Raw genomic sequence first — 2,024 nt, forward strand, 5'->3', positions numbered from 1 at the left:
GAATCGCGTTCCCAACTTGAAATCCCCGAGCCGTATCGACGTCGTCGCTGTCACCACCAGAGCGAGATAGCTCATGGAACGTACGATCCAAGTCGATAAATGTGCCGAAGGGTTCGATAGGAGGCGAATCGAGGAGGTTGAGCATGGACGCAAGTATCATCAAAGTTGCACGGCAGAACAAGGCATGAACATAGGTAAATACCCTCGACTTGTGAATTAACGTTTGCCGGTTGGGGATATCGCTGAATGGGGTTGATCCCGTAACGAAATACTCGGAGATATTGTTTGGTCGCTTCGACCAGGAAGCGAATAGGTAGATCGGGGAGTGCGTTATCCCGATCTGGCAGGAGAGAGGAAACAGTGGCTCGCAAGGTATTCTTTAGCTTCCACGACGATCGAGATGTTCACCGTGTCATGCAGGTGAGAAATTCCTGGATCGGTCGCCCGGATGGCGAAGCCACTCCCTCCCCAGAGCGCCTCGCCCGTATCGATCTTCCGGCGCCGCCACGATGGGTGGCTCCGCTCCATAGGCCAGAAAGATGGAATGAGGTCAATTGTAGGACGACTAGCCTAACCAGCGGCCGGACCATCCGTGCCACCGATCTTTGGTTTCAAGCGACAGATCAATGAGTTAGGCACGCATAAACTACCCGTCGTCAGCTCGAATTGGTTCAAGGCGAGCGATGCAAAGTCGACTGGCGGCGGTCACTTCGGTCGTCGATCGATCGTCTCGGGTGGGTGGTGAGCAGTAGTTCGAGGTGGGTATGCAGAGTGGCCGCTATGTGGACATTTGAGATCTTCGCTCAACCGACATTGCCAGTCCTTTTCCGCCACTCGCCAGATCCGAGCCTTGCTGCACCGCAGCGGCAAAAGCGGGGATCGGCCGGCGCAGATGCGCCACGTCTTGTGGCGCGACCGCCTCTACGGTTTCAGCTGAGCTATTATTTCTCGATGAGTTTGCGAATGAAATCGCCGAGAGCCGACCTGCGGATATGCCCGGTCTTCGGATTCCAGCTCGTGACAAGGCCTGTTGCGCGCAGATCCGGGCCAATATCAACTAACTCGCAGCCGGTGTCCTCACGCATGAGGTCGTCGAGGGTCTCGTAGTCCCCGCCATCGGCAAGCTCTAGTATTCGGAGAGCCCGGCCCAGCGCACCTTGGAGAATGCCCGGCGGCGGACGGAGAACCGGCTGCCAGGTTTGAGCGATTTCCATGGGATCGGGAGCGACCCTCATCTCCTTAATGAGCTTGACCGTTTCCGTTGGGATGCCTCCGGCAACCTCGAGAATGATCTCTCTGAGAGAGGGCGTGTCGAGCTCAGTTTTCTCAATTTGGTGTAGGTGCGCACGGACCATTTCGGCGCCCCAAGCTGATAGGAACTGGCTTTGCTCCGCACGCCGGTTGGCGAGGCCCCGCATCTCGGCATCGGCAGCATCGAGGATGATCAGCGGGCGCACCTGGGACCCCAGCACCCGGGGTTGGTGTTCCAGCCAAGAGATCACGTCCGCAGCCTCCTTCGCATTTTCCGGCTGGTAGACCACGAGGGAGAGCTGTCGGCTGCCCGGATGCGCCCGATCAATTTGCGTTCGGAGGTCGCGTGTCGAGTTGGCGATATGCACCGGAATCTGCTCATTGGGCGCACCGGGAAGACGTCCGGTCTCGGAGATGCGCTTAAGGGACTGCCCGACCTTCGACAGCCCCAGAAGCTCGAGGCCGCAGACGATCTGGACGGGCGCGGTCTCGGGGCTGGCATCGACAATACGCTCGATCTGAAGATCGGTGAGGGGCGCGTATGGCCAGTCATTCTGATTCAGCCCTTGGAGGTTGGCCGGGGCATAGCGGCGCCGGTGTATCGACCGGTCATAGGCGACAGTTGGGTCCTTCTCCTCGATCTCGGCGAGCGCGTGGTAAATGTCCTCTTCCGAGCCGAGCATCGCGGCCACTTGGCGGGAACCGAGAAGATACCTGTAGCGCTTAGTCTGCGGAATCGGCACGCGGCCAAGAACACCCAGGTCGAAAAGCTC

General features: G+C 58.7%; 1 protein-coding gene. It reads right to left on the reverse strand.

The genetic code is table 11. From position 1 onward, the window contains the following. Positions 1-941: 941 nt before the first annotated feature. On the reverse strand, positions 942-2,024 hold a 1,083-nt coding region (locus ACFHWW_RS33700; RefSeq protein ID WP_379943674.1), incomplete at its 5' end, for a hypothetical protein.

This window comes from Sinorhizobium sp. P24N7 (genome assembly GCF_042436655.1).
In the GTDB taxonomy this organism is placed as follows: domain Bacteria; phylum Pseudomonadota; class Alphaproteobacteria; order Rhizobiales; family Rhizobiaceae; genus Sinorhizobium; species Sinorhizobium meliloti_A.